Here is a 19,930-nt window from a genome sequence, read left to right as displayed (position 1 = left end):
CTGGTTTTAACGCGGGTTTTTCATTTCACCCTGTAAATAATTAATTACCGAGTCGGTAAGGTCCTTTGCCGCAGAGGGTGAGTACGGAGAAACGGTCGGCTCGTACCCACCGTATTTCAGTTCTTCCACGGTGAGCAGGTAGCCGAGCCAGCCATTGGTATATCCAAAATAAAACGTGTGCGGAAACGGGGACCGGTCACGGATCTCATTGGAAATCTCGCAGAACAATTCAAGCGGCGCGCTCCATATGGCCAGTTCCTCATTGATTTTCAGAAAACGCACCGGGAGCTTGACCAGGTTCACGCCGGCTTTATTGGTGCGGTTATAGGCGGCCAGTTCATCGGGCCAGCTCAGACCGGCTTTTCTGGGCGTTTCCACGGTAATGGCGGCGGATTTTAGCTTGATGTCGGAAGTGGTGGCAGTCAATGCTTTATTTGCATCGAGGATCTTGTCGCCCAGGAGCACCTGAAACTGAGCAAGATGTCCCGCGCCAGGACTTGGATATACACTGTAAATAGGCGCGATATTTCCAGCCGCGCCATTGATATACAACAATGGAACACCTGTTTTGCTTTCCACATATTCTGATACCACACCCTGCGCATCGCCGCTGATTTCCAGGTTGGCGCCGCTCATGACGGTACCATGCATGGCGTAGTTAGCGATCAGTGCCATCGGGCTGCCGTCTGCTTTTTCCAGACGGAGCAAACCGATCCGGCGGTCAACGGGGCCATCCGGGTTCATGCCTAATGTCGTATTCCCATCCGAGAAGCGCGCGCGGCGGTTGATGTTCGCCTGGGCAAAACCCCAGCCAATCCCCAGTTTGGCCGGGGCCAGGTTCTTGCGGGCTTCGGCAATGCCATCGATCAGCTTTTGCTCCACCATAGCCGTATAAGTCTTGTCGTATTCGTGCTTGTATCTATCGCCGAGAAAGATCACGGGTAACCCGGGAGGGCCCACTTCAGGCGCGGAATGGGTGTGGGTAAAAGTCCACCAAAGATTAATAGGGCTCACTTTGTGCTCTTTCAAAAGGCGGGCGGAAACTTTATCGTATTCGGACGGTGATACAAGACAGATATCGGAAGAAACGATAAAGAACTGCGTGGTGCCATCATCCATCGCAATAATGCGGTGATAGATCTTGTCATGCACACCGGTAGACTGCCGCGCCTGGTAACCCAGGAGCATCTGCGGAGTATCGGGCGTGATGTCGACTTTCACGACTGCCGCCCGAAAAACCCCCGCATATGCATCGGAGCCGAACATATTTCCAAGCAGGAAAAGCAAGAGAATGCTGTTATGCACCGATTTTGAAAAACATTCGCGTCTGTAATTCATTATGATTGTTGGGTTAGGAATATTCAATTTGTATAAAAAGCCGCGTTACTTACCTTGTTTGAGAAAAACCAGCAGGTCGGCCATATCCTCGGGAGTGATCTGACTTTCGAGTCCTGCCGGCATGACCGACATTCCGAGTGCTTTGAGCGACTTGATGTTCTGCCTGGCGATGACCGTCTCTTGTCCGCCATAATTTCGGATTGTCAATGCGGACGGTGTTTCTGTCGCGATCAGCCCCTGGATAGTCTCTCCTGATATCATTTCCACCGACCAGATATCATAGCCGTCTGCGATGGATTGATTTGGGTTGAGAATATCGCCCATGATCGACTCCGGACGCCGGTTCCGGATCGTGCCCAGGTCGGGGCCATAAGGTGTTCCATCTTTGCCGCCGATCTGGTGACAGGCCGAGCAGTTGTTGGTAAAAACCTGTTTCCCTTTGTCGGCACTTCCGGTCATCGATAAGGCGGGTGTATATTTTTTGATAATCTCCTGCCGGCCATCGCCTTTTTTGGTAAGCAATGCGCGGGAGCGGCTTTTCAGGGCTGCATTTCCCTGCGCCATCAGTCCCACGCTGCGTGGCCAGCCGATGCTGGAAGGGTCGATGATCTTTTTCTCCACGGCATCCAGCAACAGTGTAACCCGCGCCTCATTACCCATAAAAGTATTGATAGCAGCATTCCGGACATCCGGGGTGAACGACGGCCATTGTGAGACAGTAAACTCACTCACCGTCACATCCGGAATGGAGGCGAGGGTATGGAGTGCGGCAAGTTGCACAGCAGTGGGCTCGGTGGGCGAAATGAGACTTTTTAGGAGCTCAGTATGTGTTTTTGGATTATCCAATGCCAGGAAATGAATGGCGGCGATCCTGGTTTCAGGGGTAGATTTTTTATCCATTGCCGTTTTCGCCGACTTCTCAACAGCTGTTTTAATGGCAGTTGTCGCAGGCAAGCCGGTAATGCGCAGCAACTGAATGCTGCCCTGACGAACTGCGGTAGAACTATTGTTCAACGCCGCACTGACCAAAAGGTTCTGATCAGCTTTGAGTGCCGCTGCTGCTTCCTTATTATTTTTTAATCCCTGAGAAAGTCCCTGTAATACCGCAGCCTGCCAGCCGGAATGCGTGCCGCTTCCGAGCTGCAATGATTTTTTGACTGCCGACCGAATCTCTTCCGATGTGCCTCCGGCGCCGGTCATATTACTTAGCCGTTCCACGAGGGAGGTATAGGCTGGTTTGTTTTTCTCAAAACGGTTAATTACTGCATTCAACAAATTGCTTTTCGCCGAAGGAGCCGCCGAAAGCGCGGCAATCTGCATCCACGGATCTTCCATGTCACGGAACAGTAACTTCTCCCTGGCTTGGCTCGACTCCGGCGTATCAATAGAACCCAATGTACAAAGCAGCTGAAAGCGGACTTTGGCGTTTCTGTCATTCTGCAAAGCATAAAGTGCGTCCCGTATTCCGGCATCACCGGTAAATGCTTCGGATAATTTCACAGCGTTTTCCCGCACTCCCGCAGTCCGGTCTTTCAAAGCATTGATTATCAAAGAGGATTTTAGCAGTCCAAGTCCTTCCAATGTCCAGAGCGCGTGCAGCCTTCCAACGGGATTTTTTTCCGATACCACCATTTGTTCCAATGCTGCTGCTTCACCGGATGCTTTACGGTCGATGAGTAAACGCTGCGCATTTCGGCGCCACCAGATGTTTGGATCGGCAAGCCTTTTCAGCAATTGTGCATTATCCAGTTCTGCCGGTTTCAGTTCTTTTGACAGTGAATACGGTTTCGTCCCTTTTGGTGTGATCCGATAAATTCGGCCTTTGTCGATGCCATTATACAATGCACCGGACTTCACAACATCCTCTGCCATCCATTCCGGGTGCTCGATGATCTGCCTGTAATAATCCACCACGTACAGCGCACCATCCGGCCCGGTATACATATTGACTGGCCTGAACCAGGCATCCGTCGAGGCGAGAAATTCTTTATTCTGATAAACCCGGCTGCCGGTAAAAGTGGCGCCTTTATCGCGCAGCACGTCCGCATGAACAATGTTACTAACCGGCTCGGCTACAAAAGCAATGCTATCGAAAGCCGGTGGAAAAAGCCCTCCCTGGTACACGGTTGTCCCGCAGGCGGAGGTAAATACGCCCACGTCCGTCAGCAATTGATTTTGAGGATTTTGTGTAATTGGGAAAACTTCTGCGGCTGATCCGTGATCCGATATGGATTGGGTTGCATTGGAAACGAGCAGGCTTGGATTCCGGTTGAGATACGCTGCCGATATAACCTGATGGATCAGGTGATTGGCATTGCTAACAAGCATATAATGGCCCCAGGTATCAAACGAATGTCCGAATTGTGTATTGGCCGACAGTATTTCCAGGCCGGTCCTGTCCGGCCGCATCCTCACGCTGCGTCCACGTGCATTGTCGGGAAGGCGTGGGCTGTCTTTTTTACCAGGATAAAACACATCGCCACCCCGGTCACCGAATTCGCTTTTGAAAGTTTGCGTAGAAACGGCCGGTTCGTGACCGAGGTAGATCCAATTGTCAAGCCCGAGAATGGGATTGTTGAGATTATGCTGTGGGTTTGATAAAGCAAAGCCGGTGACGAGGGTGTCTTTAATGTCCGCTTTTCCGTCTCCATCGGTGTCTTCGAGATACAATACATTTGGTGCGTCGGTTACGATGATACCCTTTTTCCACCTCATCACGCCCGTTGGAAGCATGAGGCCTTCCGCAAAGACCTTGCTGTCATCCATTTTACCGTCACCATCCGTGTCGTTCAGCAGCTTGATCTTGCCGGAGCCGCTTTTATCGAGGGGATAGCCATGCATTTCCACCACGTACATCCGGCCGTATTCGTCAATTTCCATAGAAACCGGATCGGCGATCAGCGGTTCACTGGCGATCATTTCGATCTGAAAACCATCCGCCAGCTGGAATGTGGCCAGCGCCTGGTCCGGCGGTACTTCGTGGGAAGGGTTGGTTTTCAGGTTACTGCTCATGGCTACCAGCAGGCAGCAGAGGAGACATCCGGTAAGGAATTTAGAAGTAGTAAATGAATTCATTAATTATATAAGCGTTGATTATCTGCAAATAAAGCACGGCACTGAACTCAGCGTCACTCAGGACTAATCCAAATGGGGCTAGACCAGGCAATATGTTCATTGTCCATCGAAACTCTCACGTAATACCACGTTGGTGCGCCCGGCGCCTTTTCCACCGTTTTCCATAGCGTGTCGTTTTTTCCAGGTTTACTGGTTTGAACAGATACGCCTTCCTTGATCAGGTCAATCTGCTGAATCTTTAAATTTCCTGCTACTTCAACGAAAATTGACAGCTCTTTTGAGCTGCGCATTTCGGAACCCATCGGGTTTTCATTGATCATGAACTTTAGATATGTTCTGTTGTTGGTGGTACCAAAAACCCGGCGATTCCATAGAGCTTTAAAAACAGATTCTCTGGACAGGTCTTCCGCCCATACCCCCATCAGCCCAGGCCCCAGGAGCGTTTTATAATCTTCTGGCTTCTCCTGAAGACTGTGAAGCGCATCGCCCGGCCTGCCATCGTGATCATCTCCCGTCCCGATCATCCCTAAACGGAACCCCCTTTTCAAACCGTCAATGACGTGACTCCCCACTACCTCCTTTTGTTTCGCCCTGCTTTTGGATAAATTACCCATTCCAAACCTCATTTCATTAATGCCGCCTATTGAATATACTTCAATCAAGCGTTCCACTTCCGGGTCATGTCCATTATCCCAATTGGTAGTATGCCCCGCACTGGCCGTATGGTTCGCAATAATCAATGCACCTTTGCTTCTTGCAACCGCAAAAAGTTTAGCCAGGTTATCTTGTTCAGGGTCCGTGCAACGCAGAATGGGCCCATCGTTCCCGGGATACAGGAAGTTCCTGTGCCCAAATTTCGGACTGGTCCATTCTCCTCCGATAAACGTAACAAACCTGCCTGCCCGATTGAAATCATTGGTGACTTCCTTGAAATAAGTCCACTGCGCATTTGTAATGGCCTCTGTGTGATCGGTTAATGAGAAAATATCCAGAAAGGATTCATCCCGGGCAAAAGCATATATCTCCTCCGGTATCCTAATACCATCCCCAAAGATGCTGTGACAATGGGTGTTCCCCCAAAACAAGCGCATTTGCGGTTTCTCTTCCTCTACATATATCGCATTACTAATGCCGGTAATTCCTGTGACGGGATCCGTAATGCGTATGTACTTTACACCGGGTTTAGAAAACCGTAACCCTTCCAAACGCCGGACCGGGCGACGATCAGATTCATAAGGCCCGCTCCCTTCTTTAAATGAATACGTACTGATGCCTTCAAATCCCTCATCTCCTGCTATACTGACCTCTCCCTCCCACAATGGCAACACATTTTCCATATACCGGATCCCTCTGGAAGATTGATTAAATGGCCCGTTCACCGTAGCTCTGCTTCTTTGCCAGCTAGGCCCCCATCCGGCAAAGAAAGGGTCTGTCAGTAATCTTACCCCGAGCCAAAAAGGCTCATTCACTCTCACGACACTCGGTGTAGCAACACGGATCTCTGTTAATACCTTAGATGGAGATGGACTCGCCTGATTCTGGGATGCTTCTGGTTTTGCGTATGCTGTTCCAAGTAAAGTTGTACTGCCAGAAATCAGAGATAAATTCCCTAAAAATTTTCTTCTTTTCATTGGTAGAAAGACACAGACTCACTTGTGCAAAAAAAGTACACAAGTGAGTCTTGTTGAGTAATTAATAATTTGGATTCTGCTTCAACTGAGAATTCTTATCAATAGATGATTGCGGAATGGGCAGCAGATAATTCTTTTCAGGATAAAAAAGTCTCTGACCTCCCGCTACAGGTACTACGGTTGCTATGGTACCCTTTCCGCCGTTCTCAATTTTCATCCCCAGCAAGTTTTGATTCAACACCACTTCGGCCGTCTTCCAGCGTAGTAAATCCAGATAACGCTTTTGCTCAAATGCCAGCTCGACTCTTCTCTCCTGATGTATGGCTTTGCGCATCGCGTCTTGCGACAGTCCTGCCTTCAAAGGAGGAAGATCAACTCTTTTCCTGATTTGGTTCAAAGCATCATAAACAGAAGCTATCGGCCCGCTGACTTCATTTTGAGCCTCGGCAAAATTCAACAGAACTTCTGCATATCTGAAGTACTTCTGAGATGCGCTATTCAACTTTTGATCATTGTGTACTGCATATTTTGGGTTCATCCCTTTTACAAGATCGTACCCAGTCGGGGAACCGCGATTAAATTCGATCAGACTGCCCGACCCAACCCGGTAGACCATCTTGGTTCCAAGCCATTCTGCTCCATCGAAGCTTACGGTGTAGTAAAACCTTTTTTCCCGGTTCAAATAAGGTGCATTGGGATCGTAACCTGATGCGGGATCGGTTATAGGTAAGCCATTTGCCATAAAAAACTCTTGCACAATATTATGGGTAGGCCGGACTCCTCCAAAAGATTTCGACTCTCCACCTACATTAAATGGTCCGGTAAGGCCCTCTCTGCTTCCACCAAGTGCCGTCCCTCCAAGATATTGTCTGCTAAATATTTCCTCCACATTGTTATTATTTTCCTCATAAAACATACTCTGGAAATTCGGGAACAGGCTGTAAACACCCGATTCAATCACCTGCTTATTCGTTTCTGCGGCTGACTTCCATTTGGACTGATCATTGCCCGGATTGTTCAAAGCGCTTGCTTCAAATAACTCACACCATCCTTTCAGCGTTAAAGCAGCTCCTCTGGTTGCTCTTCCTGCTTCCGATTTTAACGGCAAGTCCTGAACGATCGACTCCAGCTCCTCTATAATAAAATTGAAGGTTTCAGCGTGCGTATTGCGTGCTCTGTATATCGCATCACCCTGCTCGCTTTGATTCAATACGTCTGTAATGATCGGAACTCCCCCGTAGTTCATCCACAAAATATGATAGTAGTAAGCTCTCAGAAAGCGAACTTCTGCCGTTCTGAGGGTTTTCCAATCTGTTGATAGTTTGGACTCCTTCATATTATCTATGAACAGATTGCATTTTCTGATATTTGAATAACTGCTTGACCAATAATTCGGAGCATCATTGGACGTGTAATTGGCGAGTGCAAACGTTGTTCTGCTGTACTGATTAGGCGGCCCGGCAAAAGCATCATCCGAAAAATTATCTACCGGGTCCGCATTATTGTATTCGCGAGGTAAGCCCGCATAGATGTTATTCAAGAATTTGTCGGCATTGCTGGTCGAATTCCAAACAATATTGTCGGTAACCCGGTTAGTTGGAGTTAATTCGAGGTAATCGCTGCATGCTGAAAACGCCAACATGATCATCAAGTAAGCAAGCCTTGCCGGCCAGCTTCTATATTTTTCTGACTTTGTCATTATCATTTGATTTTTTGATTCTAGAAAGTGAGATTTAAACCAACAGACATTACCCTTTGCTGGGGATAGTTACGACCCAAGTTATTACTCACCTCAGGGTCAAAACTTTTGATCTTACTTTTTGTCAGGACATTCTGGCCTGATACATAAACACGTATACTCTGAACCCCTATTTTAGTTGTGACCGGAGAGGGAACATTGTACGAGATCGTAGCATTTTTTAATCTGAGATAGGCCATGTCTTTCATCCAGAAAGAAGACCGTTGCGTGTTATTGGTTGTGGGAGCCGAAGTCACGCGCGGGTTTGCAGCGTTTATATTTTCAGGAGTCCAGTAATCGAGGTTGTCGGTGAAAGCACCCATTCCATTAAAAAACAGCCATGCTCCTTCTCCTTCCATATAAAAATCCCGGTTACCAGTCCCCTGGAGCAATAAGTCAACATTAAAGTTTTTGTAACTGACAGAAGGAGATATCCCAAAAAGAACAACGGGGACGGCCGTTTTTCCGATCACTGTTTCGTCATCGTTGTTTATCTTGCCATCGTTGTTAAGATCAGCGTATCGGATATCACCCGGCTGAACACGGCCCCAGGGTTGTACGGCAATACCTTGAATCAGATTTCCTGATTCATCAAAATTCTCCGCTTTGAAGAACCCCAACGATTTTAAACCATACTGTGTATTTAACGGACGCCCTGTTCTTCTCCGGTTTGGATTATCATAAGTCACCGCTGTTTCAAATACCTGCAGTAATTTATTTTTGGCAAAAGTAAAATTTGCACCCAGTGAAACACTTAAATCATTCGCAAATTTATGTCTGGATGAGAGGGCAAACTCAAAACCCCGATTGCTCATAATCCCGTCGTTGACCTGGCTTAACCCGATTCCGTATTCGTCAGGAACGATTACATCAGGACGTACAAGCATATTTGCCCGTTTTTCGAAAAAGTAATCCGCCTCTATATTTAACAAACCATTCCACAAGGTTGCTTCCAGGCCAATATCTGTTTTCCTGGCCCGTTCCCACGTAATATTTCGGTTCGCTTCTGCGCTTTCAGATAAACCCTGAACTGCACTTCCTCCAATGACATAAGCGGGGCTGGAGACGCCATAGAGCGTAAGATATTGATAATCACTACCTGCTAATGCCCCTACTTCTCCGTATGATCCCCTTATTTTGAGGTTGTCAATCCAGCGCACGCTCTTCATGAATGATTCCTCGGAAACCCTCCATCCTACCGAAAATGCTGGAAAAAAGCCAAACCTTTTATCAGAAGCGAAATAATAGCTTCCATCATATCTGCCACTCGCCTCAAAAAGGTAACGGTCTCCATAATTATAGGCCAGGCGGTACACAAGTCCCAGCTGACGCCCCATGTTAGACGCTCCACTATTGGAAAGATCGGCCTGATTAGAACTTCCCATATTGAGCTCATCAATATCCAGATCGTAATTCCGTCTGACAGCACCCAGGTTATTCATACTGTTCTCTTTGCTTTCCAGTACGCCTAGTACGGTTACATTATTTTTTCCAAAGGACCTGGCATAATGCAGACTTCCCTGAAATGTTAGCTGGTACCGGCTGATATACTCTTCGGTCAGAGATGATTTCGTCTGCCCAAATACGCCATCCTTGATAACGTGAGGCGTTTTGGTGGTATCGATCGTAGCCAATTGGACAGGCATAAGCCACGATTTATTATGGGAATGTGTTGGGTCAAAAGCAACCGTACCTTTTAATGAAAGGCCTTTTATGAGAGACACATTTTGTTCAACAGATAACTGTGAAAACATAGCTGTGGTGTTTTCGCGCGCATATCCATCGTTGTATATGCTGCCCATGATGAATTTGCCATACATGCCGTTACTGAAAACCAACGGGCCGCCCCTTGCCGGATGAGAATATCCTATCAATTCGAAAATTCGGGCTGTACCAATAGGAGGATACCAGTTTTTCTGCATTCGGCCGTTGAAACTAAAAAACAGCTTGGTACTCTTGGTTACGTCAGCATCAATGTTGAGAGCTAAATTGTACTTATTTTCACCAGTGGTCGGCCAGAGACCAGCCTGATGCTGATAACCAAAACTGGCGTAGTAACGGGCTCTGTCGCTCCCGCCGGTCACTTCAATGTTGTGATTGGTCAACACCGCGTTTTTTCTTGCCAGCTCATTCCATACATCATCTACGGGAAAGACATCCGGCGCTGAACCATCCTGAAATTTTTGCAGGGCATTCTGATCGTATGGTATCGGAAGTCCGTCATTCTGTGCAGCCAGATTCTTTAATAAAGCAAACTCATGAGGTGTTACGTGCTTCTGACGGGCTGTGGGATTTTGGAACCCTATATATCCATTATAAGTCAAAGAAGGCGCCCCGGACTTCCCCCTTTTCGTGGTAATAAGTATTACACCGTTTGCCCCGGCCACACCGTAAGGCGCTACTGCCGCAGCATCTTTGAGTACCGTTAAAGATTCAATCGTATTGGGATCAAGTTTCTGAAAATCTCTGGGAATTCCATCCACGATCAGCAAGGGCTGGTTACTCCCGGTAGATGAAATTCCTCTTATATAGATATTTGACCCATCACGACCTGGTTCACCGGATCCTTGTCCAACGATTACACCCGACAGCCTGCCACCTAATCCGTTACTCAGGTTCGTAACCGGAAGTTTAGATATTTCTTCCCCTTTCATCGCTGATACGGCAGCTGTCAATGAGGTCTTTTTCTGAGTACCGTAACCCACCACTACCAATGCTTCAAGTGCCTTTGCATCGAATTTGAGTGTGATATCAACAGCCGTTTTAGATCCAACAAGTATTTCCTGGCTACTGTATCCAACAAAGCTAAAAACAAGCACAGATGATTCACCGTCAACTCCAAGCTGATAATGTCCCGCACCATCCGTAATTGTACCCATTTGGGTGCCCTTAATCAAAATGCTCACGCCCGGGAGAGGCGCGCCCGTTTCGTCCGTAACTACTCCGCTCACTTTTTGTTCGACCGTCTCCATTCCTTTATATTCCGTGAGCGACTGATCAGACAAACCAGTTACCTGTTTAGTACGGCCAAGAATTACAAAATCATCGGAAACGCTGTAATGTATACGCAGCGGTTCGAGGATCTGTTTTAACACTTGCTCCAAGGGCAGATCTGCGGCTTGAACATTGACTTGTTTGTCACGAACAATCGCCGCAGTATAGGTAAACCGTACTTTGGTTTTCTGTTCCAAGCGATTGAGTACACCTTTCAGTGTTTCGTTCCTGGCCGTGAATGTGACTCTTTTGCTAAGCAGCTCCTGCGCTGAGCCAGGATGAGCATAGGAAATGCCCATCGCAAATAAGAGAAGTAACACCTGTAAACTTACTTTCATAATAATATGAATGTATTTGTATCTGGTAATTCTTTTTTTCATAATTTGTTTTTGTTTCTGGAAAGGAACATAGATTTCCTGCTCTCCTATTTCAGGAGAATGGGTTTGAAATTAGTCCGGTGGCGCTCGACCCGTCACTGGATTTTTCGTTTGGAGGTGGTTAGATTAAGGCTTTTGTCATAGGCAGTTACGTCTATTGTTTATGAATTGGGTTTAGGATTTATACACATTCTCTTTATTGACATCCCTCGCTTTCAACCCTTATCCCGTCGTCTGTCCTCCTATACGTGGCATTTATAGTACGACAGATAATATCCAGCTTTTGGTAGAAAGGCTCCTCTCTGAACGGAAGTGTCACATAGCAATCTTCCATCTTTTGCTCATCGAAATAAATAGATATACCGTATGCCTTCTCCAGTATACGAAATACATCCCCCGCTTTCGCTCCGTCAAATGCACCACCCGTTTTGAGTTCACCTGGTTCAACCATTACCGGCACCTCTGATAACGTTTTCATAAGCCTTGGTTCAGATATATAATAGATCGCTTTTTGGTTAGGCATTAAAATCAAAGGAGCAGCTTCCTCTCCGGATCGCGACACCGCAACCTTACCTGTATTTACTGTGACTGAAATATCCGTTTCACTGGATTTTACGAAAAAGCTTGTGCCCAGTACCCGGGTCGTTAAGCCACCTGCATAGACGGAGAAAGGCCTCAAAGTATTTCTTCTCACCTCAAAAAAAGCAGCTCCAGTCAAGTTTACATCTCGCATACGCTCATGCACAAACCCGGACGAATAGGTAATCCGGCTACCAGGCGAAAGGCGGATAACGCTGCTGTCGGGCAAATGCAATACCTTATCCACTTGTCCTGAATTAGTTATTTCAATCATATTTGTTGAATTGCCCGATGTAGCTAGATCGAGCCTATGCGTTTCACGATTTGAATAGAAATACCAGGCTACACCCAATGCAATAAATACGGCCGCAGCATACCTTACCCAGCCGTACCACATAGGACGGAGAACCGTTTTACGCCGGTCAATATCGGTAAGGATGCTTTGTATATCCCGAAACATCTGCTCATCGTTCAAAGAGGATTCGGTACGTTTCCATTCTCTGACCAGAATGATAGCTTCGTCTATATATTGCTTTTTTTCAGGGTATTGTAGTAACAAGTCTCCCCATATTGTCCCCTCCGGTACCGAGCCGGAGAGAACCCATTCCCTGAACTGGTCGTCCAGTAAAAATTCCCCAAGTTTATAGTTTATATACTTTTCCATAACGGGCGGACTCTGTCGCTTTTCCTATATAGTGGAAATGAGCCCCTGGAATAATGTAAAAAAAACAGTTTTTTTTTACAAAATGATACAAGATACTGATTTCCAGGAAGATAAGAGTAGAAGTAATGGATAACATTCCACTTTCCACAGTACTTTGAAAGCTTGAAGTGAGGTGTAAAGCAGATTAGCTGTTGCGGCTCTGGAAATGCCTAGACTTTCGGCTATCTGTTCATTGGAGAATTCTTCAAAAAACTTAAGATGTAGGACTTCCTGCTGGCGTTTCGAGAGTTTAAGAAGCATGCGCCGTATCTGATGAGATTGTCTCTCATCCGCTTCTTCTTTTTCGAAGCCGAAAAGCATGTCATCGTTCTCATCAACAGCATCCTCATTAAGGCTGCCGCTATCAACGAAAATACCCTTTTTCCGTTTGCCCTTAAGGATCTGGTGGCGTAATGCCTTAAAAAGATAAAATTTTAGATGCTCCGTTGCTCGCAGGTGCTCTCTTCGCTCCCACAAGTTGACCATAAGATCGTGAAGATCGTCACGCAACTGATCCGTATCACTCTGAATGCGAATACCGTAGTCGAACATGGGTCGATAGTATTGCAAAAGCAGCTGTTCAAAAGCTGCTTTATCCCCGTTACGAAAAGACTCCCAAATATCTTTATCCTGATTAGTCACGTGCATCTAAGCTTAATTTACGCCAGCTTTTAAAAGACGAGGTTTTTCTAAAATAGAAACATTTGAAAAAGCTATCATGCCGCTCGTGTTCACATGCGTTCATCACAGCCGTAATCATTAATGGACAAAGTTGCCTAATTGCCGATGTATTTCAGTAAAACTACCAATTAATTTAATATTAAGTTTAATTGGTAGAACTTTTGATAGATGTATAAAATTAGTGACAATCTGTTTGATTTCTTTGCAAACTTCCACAACTAATCCCTTAAAAAGGCGCCATGCCGGCGGCGACATTGGCAGGGCCACAAGATGCTGCGAAAGCACTTTTGGGCAAGGTATATCTCACCAGCGGTGATTTCAACAAAGCGAAAGACAAGCTCAATGAAGTGATAGTCCCGGTACTTACCCATTGCTGGACGACTATACTGCGTTATTGCCGGTTTCCAATGCCAATACCAGGAATCCATTTTTGAAGTGCAGTTTAAGGAAGGCGGAACTGGTACGGGTAGCAGTTTTCACAACAATTTTGCGCGGCCTAACTCGGGCACAAATGTGATAAAGATTGGTTTTGCGGGTGGGAGAAATAATCCGACATCCGACATGTTGGCCAACTACGAAACGGGAGACGCCCGGAAGCAGCGTCACTCGCCACCAAGTCAGCGATGCCGCCATCTGTAAGTTTGCGCCTAATCCTATACATTAAAATACCAGGACACGCCATTTGCAGAAGGCGACGGGAATAACAACGGGACGGTGCTGCGCTATGCTGATGTGCGCCGAGTCGATCAATGAAGCAAGCAATGGCCCTATTACGGAGGCATATGATGCGATTTTAAAGGTGTTTCTTCATATTCAGCTGGGATAGTGACCTTATTCGGACCTATAAATACAACCTGAGGAATAGAGCCGTAGATCCATCGACACTTGGTGTCTTCAGTGTTTAAGTGATGTGTTTTGTATTCATACCTACACGACGAGGTAGCACTCAAAAAGCAATTTTTCCACCCTTATTTTCGTCTTCCCGTTTCCGGAGACTTACTTTGCGGGGGGAAGGTCACGTTTGCCGTAACTACCAGTTCGCCTGTAAGTTCATTTATACAGTACTGAAATCTCTGCGCGTAATCATGCATCTTTCAAACTTCTCTCAGGTGCTGATCTGCGTTTTCGAGAAACTTTGAAAAAAAGTCATAAAAAATGGATTAAAAGCATCCAATTTCTGCACTTGGATATATACCGATGTGGCGTCTATGTCCAAAAAACTATACAAAATACGAATTGCAGATTTGCCTTTGACGAACCCTTTCAAAAACGGGTTTTCGAGGAGCATTCAGGGTCATCAGATCCGTTGTTAATTTACCCTGTTATAAGTTCTTTAAAATTAATCGTCGATGGAAAACGAGCAGGTTACGCTTAAAAAAGCATTAAAGCCCATTCATTTGTGGGCGATAGGCGTTGGACTCGTCATCTCGGGAGAATATTTTGGCTGGAACTACGGCTGGGGCGTTTCAGGAACAATCGGTCTTTTGATTGCTACGCTGGTCATTACACTGCTGTATTTTACATTCATTTTCAGCTTTACAGAGCTCACCACTGCCATTCCCAATGCGGGCGGGCCGTTCGCGTATGCCCTAAAAGCTTTTGGCCCGCCAGGCGCGCTGGTAGCAGGTTATGCCACATTAATCGAATTTTTGTTCGCCACACCTGCTATTGCCCTGGCGCTGGGAAGTTACGTGCACTTCCTGTACCCTTCTGTTGCCGTGCTGCTGGCTTCTATCATTTCTTTCATACTTTTTACCCTGATTAATTTACTTGGAATAAAAGAAGCTGCCTGGTTTTCATTGATCATGACACTGCTGGCCATTGGTGAGCTTATCTTGTTTATCGGTGTTGTCGCTCCCCACTTCAAGCTTGAAACCTTCATGCACAATCCGATGCCTTTCGGGTGGGGAGGCGTTTTTGCAGCCATGCCATTTGCCATCTGGCTTTATGTTTGTCTGGAAGGCGTGGCGATGGTGGCAGAAGAAGTGAAGGACGAAAAAAAGGCAATTGCCAAAGGATATATTTCTGCGCTGTTAACGCTGACCGTCCTGGCACTCGCGGTGATGATCAGCGTAGGTGGAATTGCGCACTGGGAAAATCTGGACAACCTGGACTATCCATTGCCCGAATCCATTGCACTGGTTTTAGGTCGTGAAAACGCCTTGACAAAGCTGTTTGCAAGCGTGGGCCTTTTCGGTCTGATCGCTTCATTTCACGGCATCATCATCACATATTCCAGACAAATGTATGCGCTCGCCCGAGCGGGGTATCTGCCCAGTGGACTTTCAAAAGTGAGCAGAAAACAACAGGTTCCTTATCTGGCATTGATAGCCGGGGCTATATTGGGCATCGTTGCGTTGCTGCTGCTGGATACTATGAAACTGGTCATCATCTCGACCATCGGAGCCGTCGTGGTTTACGTAATCAGCATGCTTTCTCTGTTCAAACTGAGAAGCAGCCACCCTGAAATGGAAAGGCCTTTCAAAGCTCCTTTTTATCCTTATTTCCCAGCCATTGCCTTGCTTCTGGCCCTGGTGGCGCTGATGGCAATGATGTATTTCTATCCCTGGCTGGGGCTGATATTTTTTTGCGGTCTAGCTATCATTTCCGGGGTTTTCTACGCCACAGGTATGCACCGCAAGATCATTACGGCTGCTGTGGCGGCAGAATAAAACACAGAATTCATGTCTTATCAATACACAATCAGGGAGTTTACCTATCGTTTTGATGACCTGCGGGAATTGCTTGCCAAGGCAAGCCCGCTGCGTTCCGGCGATGTGCTGGCAGGACTGGCCGCTGTTACCTACGAAGAGCGTGTAGCAGCCCAGCTGGCACTTTCAGATGTGCCTTTAAGAAATTTTTTGAATGAAGCAGTTATCCCTTACGAAAACGATGAAGTTACCAGACTGATCATCGATTCGCATGATCGAGATGCCTTTTTGCCCATCAGCCACTTTACCGTCGGCGACCTCCGCGACTGGCTTTTGAGCGATCAGGCAGATACGCTGGCTTTGCAGCAGCTTACGATGGGCCTCACACCGGAAATGGTTGCGGCGGTATCTAAGCTGATGCGTAACCAGGATTTGATTTTGGTTGCCAAAAAGTGCGAGGTCGTCACCCGTTTTCGCAATACAGTTGGCTTGAAAGGCCATCTGTCTGTACGCTTGCAGCCAAATCACCCCCTCGATGATGTGCGCGGCATTGCCGCAAGCGTACTCGATGGTCTGCTGTATGGGAGTGGGGATGCAGTAATTGGCATCAATCCGGCCACAGACAGTCCCTCAGCGACCGCAAAATTACTTTATCTGATCAACGACCTCAGAGAGCGCTTTGAAATCCCCACACAGAGCTGCATCCTAAGCCATATTACCACCACCATAGAGCTCATCGCACAAAATGTTCCCGTTGATCTGGTATTTCAGTCTATTGCCGGGACAGAAAAAGCAAATGCCAGCTTTGGCGTCAACCTGGCCATTTTGCAGGAAGGTTATGAAGCAGGTCTTTCGTTAAACCGCGGAACGATTGGCAATAATGTCATGTATTTCGAAAGCGGCCAGGGAAGTGCTTTGTCTTCCAATGCGCACGTGGGCCTGGATCAGCAAACCTGTGAGGTTCGCTCTTATGCAGTTGCACGGCAGTTCAAGCCATTTTTACACAATTCGGTGGTTGGTTTTATTGGCCCGGAATACCTCTTTGACGGAAAGCAAATCATTCGGGCCGGCCTGGAAGACCACTTTTGCGGAAAGCTGATGGGACTGCCAATGGGAATGGACATTTGTTATACCAATCACGCCCAGGCCGATCAGGACGACATGGATACCTTGTTGACGATGCTGGGCGTATCCGGCATTAACTTCATTATGGGTGTTCCCGGAGCAGACGACATCATGCTCAACTATCAGTCTACATCCTTTCACGATGCACTTTACTTGCGGCGGGTACTCGGCCTCAGACCGGCGCCGGAATTTGAAAGCTGGCTGCTGCAACAGGGAATTATGGATGCAGACAGCAGACGGCTTTTCACCGGCAACGAAAAAAAGCTTTATGCAGTACTATTTGAAGTATGAACAAAATCCTAAAAACAAATATAGAGCCCGACGAGTGGCAGTCGCTTAAAGCCTACACCGATGCCCGTATTGCCCTGGGCAAAACTGGCGTATCGATTCCCGTGGCCGCATCCATGGCTTTTAAACTTGCCCACGCCCACGCCAAAGACGCGGTTTACTCCTCTTTGGATCAGAGCAAATTGATTGATTTGCTTAAAGAAATACACCAGCCGGTGGCCGCCCTGCACAGCCAGGCGGCCAATCGCGACATTTATCTGCAGAGGCCTGATCTTGGCAGAAGACTTGCAGATGATTCTGTAAGAAAACTTCACCAGCTGCTGGCGCAACCCTGCGATTTGTGCATCATTCTTGCTGACGGTTTATCTGCCTCTGCAATTAATGAAAATGCCTGGCCGGTTGTGAATTTACTGGTGCAGACAGCTAAAAGCATGAACTTTTCCCTTTCGGCTATTTCGCTGGTTGAACACGCGCGCGTGGCAATTGCAGACGAGATCGGTAGTTTACTCAAAGCGAAACTGAGCATTATTTTTATTGGAGAGCGGCCGGGACTAAGCTCTTTTGACAGTATGGGCGCCTACATTACCTACGCACCATCGCCAGGTTTGACCGACGAAAGACGTAATTGCATTTCCAATATCCGTCAAAATGGGCTTTCAGCTGCTCTGGCAGTAGACAAGATTATGTATCTTGTCCGGGAAGCATTCAGGTTACAGACAACTGGCGTCAGCCTGAAAGACAACGATATAGGTCAACCTACGCAATTACCGACAGGTGGTCCGTCTAACGGAATGATCATACATCCAACAGCTGGTAGCAACTTACCTGTAAATGAATGAGCGTAGCGATGTGCGATAGTAAAACGATTGCTTAGAGAAAACATAAAAGTCTATACTTCTGGAATATGGAAAGCAGAAACCTAACAAAATGAAGCCATACACTTCCGACGATGATGATTCAGTCTCCGATCAGGATTTATGGTCGGCATTTAAAGGAGGGGACCGAACGGCGTTCGCACATATCTATCAGCGGCATTTTAGAAAGCTCATCGCTTACGGGATTAAAGTAGCCGGAGATAAGGATGTCGTAAAGGACTGTATACAAGATCTTTACGTTGAGTTATGGGAAACGAAGGGGAACCTGGCGAACGTCAGTTCAATCCAGTTTTATTTATTAAAGGCACTTCGTTACAAAATCATCAGGCATCTGGAAGACAGCGGGGAGGATACGCTGGACACAATCCATTGGAAGGTCCAGGAGGACAACTTTGAGCTACAGATGTTGCAAGAAGAGTCCAGCATATTGAATTATAAGAAACTAGACACTGCAATCAATCTTTTGCCAAAGCGCCAGCGTGAAGCGGTACAGCTCCGTTATTTTCACGATATGAGTAACGAGCAGGTTGCTCAGGTCATGGGCGTAAACTACCAATCCGCCTGTAAGTTCATTTATACGGCATTGAAATCCCTGCGTCAAATCATGCATCTTTCAAGCTTTTCGCCGCTACTAATCGCCTTTTTCGGGAAACTTTGAAAAAAGGTCATAAAGAATGGATTAAAAACATCCAATTTCTGCACTTGGATATATACCGATATGGCGTCTATGTCCAAAGACTATTCAAAATACGAAATTGAAGATTTTGCTTTTGACGAATCCTTTCAAAAATGGGTTTTCGAGGAGCATTCCGGATCCTCAGGATTTTGGGAAGAATACATTGCCGCGCATCCATATCAAACCAATAAAATACTTGCAGCCAGAAGGTTGGTTCAAAAATTAAGGACAGATGAAATCCCTGGGGAGCCTTACGCTGATTTAATGCAGGAGATTTGGGATAATGTTCAGCAGAGGATCAGGCCCAAGCAGGTTACCTTTTGGACAAGGCTGTCCAGATGGCAAATTGCCGCTTCAATTCTGCTTATTATCGCAGCCATGCTGGGCTGGTATAAGCTAGTAAGGACTGACGGTGCTATTGACGGCCTTCCGCAGGCATTAGTTGCACAGGGAGAACATCAATTGGTTGCGGAGGTTAACAGAACGAATAATACTCTCAAAATATATTTAGCGGACGGAAGTGCTGTAAGCCTGGCTAGAAACAGCCGGCTCATCTACCCGAAGAAATTTGGATCAAAAGAGCGTATTGTCCAACTTGAAGGCGAGGCATTTTTTGAAGTCTTCAAGGATGCGGATCACCCCTTTTTGATCTATGCAAATGAGACTGTTACAAAGGTTATAGGGACAAGTTTCCGTATACAGGCGTTTCAGGCCAACCCAGACGTAGTCGTTTCCGTAACAACAGGTAAAGTATCTGTTTTTACCCGGAAAGAACTTGAGCAAAGCAAAACGCCCCGTGGTGTGATCCTGACTGCCAACCTACAGGCAGAATTCTCCAGAAGTGGTCAGCAGTTCCACAAAACATTAGTGGAGTACCCCATCATTCTGCCCGCTAAAAAGAATATACAATTCGACTTCAACGACACGCCTTTAAATCAGGTATTTGATGCGTTACAAACAGCCTATGGAATTGAAATTATCTATGATCCGGATGTAATGGCAGGCCGGACCCTGCGGGTCAGCTTGGATAACGAAAGTATGTACGAAAAGCTGGATGTGATATGTAATACAATTGGCATGAGCTATCAAATTGTCGACGCTAAAGTGATTATAGAAAAAAAACCTGAATTTATTCCTAAACCTATTCCTAACCTAACCCTCCAGTTTATGATATAAACATATTCAACAGCAATCAGGCA

Annotated in this window: 13 protein-coding genes; 6 read left to right on the top strand and 7 right to left on the bottom strand. The window is 46.6% G+C overall.

Annotation, left to right across the window (positions count from 1 at the left end):
- Positions 1 to 6 precede the first annotated feature (6 nt).
- The 7 genes from LZG72_RS12285 to LZG72_RS12255 form a co-directional block, all read right to left on the bottom strand.
- Entirely contained in the window at positions 7 to 1,338 is a 1,332-nt protein-coding gene (locus LZG72_RS12285; protein WP_233872244.1) for a neutral/alkaline non-lysosomal ceramidase N-terminal domain-containing protein, read from the bottom strand.
- Positions 1,339 to 1,383: 45 nt separating this feature from the next.
- Positions 1,384 to 4,413, bottom strand: coding sequence for a PVC-type heme-binding CxxCH protein (locus LZG72_RS12280; RefSeq protein WP_233872241.1), 3,030 nt, complete (start codon positions 4,411 to 4,413; stop codon positions 1,384 to 1,386).
- Between the two features lie 53 nt (positions 4,414 to 4,466).
- Positions 4,467 to 6,044 carry a CehA/McbA family metallohydrolase gene (locus LZG72_RS12275; protein WP_233872237.1) on the bottom strand — a complete coding sequence of 526 codons (1,578 nt, stop codon included), beginning with the start codon at positions 6,042 to 6,044 and terminating at the stop codon, positions 4,467 to 4,469.
- A 61-nt stretch (positions 6,045 to 6,105) separates the two neighbouring features.
- Positions 6,106 to 7,743 (bottom strand): RagB/SusD family nutrient uptake outer membrane protein, encoded by a 1,638-nt coding sequence (locus LZG72_RS12270; RefSeq protein ID WP_233872234.1) that lies wholly within the window; start codon positions 7,741 to 7,743, stop codon positions 6,106 to 6,108.
- A 20-nt stretch (positions 7,744 to 7,763) separates the two neighbouring features.
- Entirely contained in the window at positions 7,764 to 11,156 is a 3,393-nt protein-coding gene (locus tag LZG72_RS12265; RefSeq protein WP_233872232.1) for a TonB-dependent receptor, read from the bottom strand.
- 193 nt (positions 11,157 to 11,349) lie between these two features.
- Positions 11,350 to 12,396 (bottom strand): FecR family protein, encoded by a 1,047-nt coding sequence (locus tag LZG72_RS12260; RefSeq protein WP_233872229.1) that lies wholly within the window; start codon positions 12,394 to 12,396, stop codon positions 11,350 to 11,352.
- A 75-nt stretch (positions 12,397 to 12,471) separates the two neighbouring features.
- A complete protein-coding gene (locus LZG72_RS12255) occupies positions 12,472 to 13,077 on the bottom strand; it encodes an RNA polymerase sigma factor (protein WP_233872226.1) in 606 nt (201 codons plus the stop codon).
- A gap of 278 nt (positions 13,078 to 13,355) precedes the next feature.
- Here LZG72_RS12255 and LZG72_RS12250 point away from each other — a divergent pair, with 278 nt between their 5' ends.
- The 6 genes from LZG72_RS12250 to LZG72_RS12225 all read left to right on the top strand — a co-directional run bounded on the left by LZG72_RS12250 (position 13,356) and on the right by LZG72_RS12225 (position 19,907).
- Positions 13,356 to 13,550, top strand: coding sequence for a hypothetical protein (locus LZG72_RS12250; RefSeq protein WP_233872223.1), 195 nt, complete (start codon positions 13,356 to 13,358; stop codon positions 13,548 to 13,550).
- Between the two features lie 915 nt (positions 13,551 to 14,465).
- Positions 14,466 to 15,788: an ethanolamine permease gene (eat, locus tag LZG72_RS12245; RefSeq protein WP_233872220.1), complete on the top strand. Its 1,323-nt coding sequence runs from the start codon at positions 14,466 to 14,468 to the stop codon at positions 15,786 to 15,788.
- Between the two features lie 12 nt (positions 15,789 to 15,800).
- Positions 15,801 to 17,183, top strand: a complete 1,383-nt coding sequence (locus LZG72_RS12240; RefSeq protein WP_233872217.1) for an ethanolamine ammonia-lyase subunit EutB — start codon at positions 15,801 to 15,803, stop codon at positions 17,181 to 17,183.
- Entirely contained in the window at positions 17,180 to 18,019 is an 840-nt protein-coding gene (gene eutC, locus LZG72_RS12235; RefSeq protein WP_233872214.1) for an ethanolamine ammonia-lyase subunit EutC, read from the top strand. Before LZG72_RS12240 ends, eutC begins: the two co-directional genes overlap by 4 nt.
- A gap of 88 nt (positions 18,020 to 18,107) precedes the next feature.
- On the top strand, positions 18,108 to 18,713 hold the full coding sequence (locus tag LZG72_RS12230; protein WP_233872211.1) for an RNA polymerase sigma factor: 606 nt from the start codon (positions 18,108 to 18,110) through the stop codon (positions 18,711 to 18,713).
- A gap of 69 nt (positions 18,714 to 18,782) precedes the next feature.
- Positions 18,783 to 19,907 carry a FecR family protein gene (locus LZG72_RS12225; RefSeq protein ID WP_233872208.1) on the top strand — a complete coding sequence of 375 codons (1,125 nt, stop codon included), beginning with the start codon at positions 18,783 to 18,785 and terminating at the stop codon, positions 19,905 to 19,907.
- Positions 19,908 to 19,930: the final 23 nt, after the last annotated feature.

The sequence above is a fragment of the Dyadobacter sp. CY323 genome (assembly GCF_021390245.1).
Lineage (GTDB): Bacteria > Bacteroidota > Bacteroidia > Cytophagales > Spirosomataceae > Dyadobacter.
The sequence above is the reverse complement of the archived record's forward strand: the minus strand, read 5'-3'. Positions and strand labels throughout refer to the sequence as shown.

Bases quoted from the DNA above. Each gene is read 5' to 3' on its own strand.
- LZG72_RS12250 (WP_233872223.1), top strand. From the start codon at position 13,356: ATGCCGGCGGCGACATTGGCAGGGCCACAAGATGCTGCGAAAGCACTT.
- LZG72_RS12280 (WP_233872241.1), bottom strand. From the start codon at position 4,413: ATGAATTCATTTACTACTTCTAAATTCCTTACCGGATGTCTCCTCTGC.
- LZG72_RS12265 (WP_233872232.1), bottom strand. From the start codon at position 11,156: ATGAAAAAAAGAATTACCAGATACAAATACATTCATATTATTATGAAA.
- LZG72_RS12225 (WP_233872208.1), top strand. From the start codon at position 18,783: ATGTCCAAAGACTATTCAAAATACGAAATTGAAGATTTTGCTTTTGAC.
- LZG72_RS12270 (WP_233872234.1), bottom strand. From the start codon at position 7,743: ATGACAAAGTCAGAAAAATATAGAAGCTGGCCGGCAAGGCTTGCTTAC.
- LZG72_RS12285 (WP_233872244.1), bottom strand. From the start codon at position 1,338: ATGAATTACAGACGCGAATGTTTTTCAAAATCGGTGCATAACAGCATT.
- LZG72_RS12260 (WP_233872229.1), bottom strand. From the start codon at position 12,396: ATGGAAAAGTATATAAACTATAAACTTGGGGAATTTTTACTGGACGAC.
- LZG72_RS12230 (WP_233872211.1), top strand. From the start codon at position 18,108: ATGAAGCCATACACTTCCGACGATGATGATTCAGTCTCCGATCAGGAT.
- LZG72_RS12275 (WP_233872237.1), bottom strand. From the start codon at position 6,044: ATGAAAAGAAGAAAATTTTTAGGGAATTTATCTCTGATTTCTGGCAGT.
- eat (WP_233872220.1), top strand. From the start codon at position 14,466: ATGGAAAACGAGCAGGTTACGCTTAAAAAAGCATTAAAGCCCATTCAT.
- LZG72_RS12240 (WP_233872217.1), top strand. From the start codon at position 15,801: ATGTCTTATCAATACACAATCAGGGAGTTTACCTATCGTTTTGATGAC.
- eutC (WP_233872214.1), top strand. From the start codon at position 17,180: ATGAACAAAATCCTAAAAACAAATATAGAGCCCGACGAGTGGCAGTCG.